Origin of the sequence: Aliiglaciecola lipolytica E3 (genome assembly GCF_000314975.1) — a bacterium.
Classification (GTDB): Bacteria; Pseudomonadota; Gammaproteobacteria; order Enterobacterales; family Alteromonadaceae; genus Aliiglaciecola; species Aliiglaciecola lipolytica.
On sequence record NZ_BAEN01000050.1, the window covers coordinates 1 to 893 of the forward strand.

Consider the following 893-nt stretch of genomic DNA (forward strand, 5'->3'; position numbering starts at 1 on the left):
GCCGGTTGCCAGTGGCAGCGGTACACTCGCGTCGATTAATGAAGACAACACCAACCCAGCCGGTGCTGCACTGAGCAGTGTAATCACCAGCTCACAATACGATGACAGCACCGATACCGTTGCTGGCGGCTCTAGCGCTACAGCGCTTGGCGGTATAGCGATTATTGGCAACGCAGCTAATCCAGCGACAGAAGGTAGCTGGCAATACAACAGTGGTTCAGGCTGGGTGACGATCACCAACGTAGGCTTGTCATCGGGCAATGCTCTAGTGCTGCCCGCCACCGCCGATATTCGTTTTTTACCGGTGGCAGAATACAGTGGCACGCCGGGAGCACTAACGGTGCACCTTGCCGACAGCGTGCAAGCGGAGGCCTCGGGCCAAGATATTTCTGGCAATCTAGGCACGACCGAAACCTGGTCGGCCGATAGTATCAACATCGCCACGGCGGTTAACCCTGTCAATGACACCCCAGTGGTCAGCGGTGTCGCTACCACGCACACCTACACAGAAAATGATCCGGCGTTGGTATTAGAGCCCGCGTTGAGCTTGGCCGATGTTGATGATGCTGACTTAAACCAAGCGGTGATTACCATAGCCAGCGGTTTCTCAGCGGGTGATACATTAGCGCTGGATGCAGCACTGGCAACTTCACTGGGCTTAACGGTAGACAGTTCGGTGCCCGGTACGCTCACCATTAGCGGCAATGCCACCAAAGCTGAATATCAATCGTTATTGCGCACTGTGAATTACAGCTCAAGCTCAGATAATCCGGGCAGTGCAGACCGCACCATCAATTGGACAGTGCGCGATGAAAATTCAGAGGCTGCAGCCAATGGTCAGCAGACCTCAACGGTGGTGAACACCACGGTTGAAGTAACGCCGGTTAATGATG

The 893-nt window shown here is 54.8% G+C and carries 1 protein-coding gene; it reads left to right on the plus strand.

All coding sequences use genetic code 11. The features are described 5' to 3' along the window. A partial coding sequence (locus GLIP_RS22340) for a hypothetical protein (protein WP_040522925.1) occupies nucleotides 1-893 on the plus strand: 893 nt, incomplete at both ends.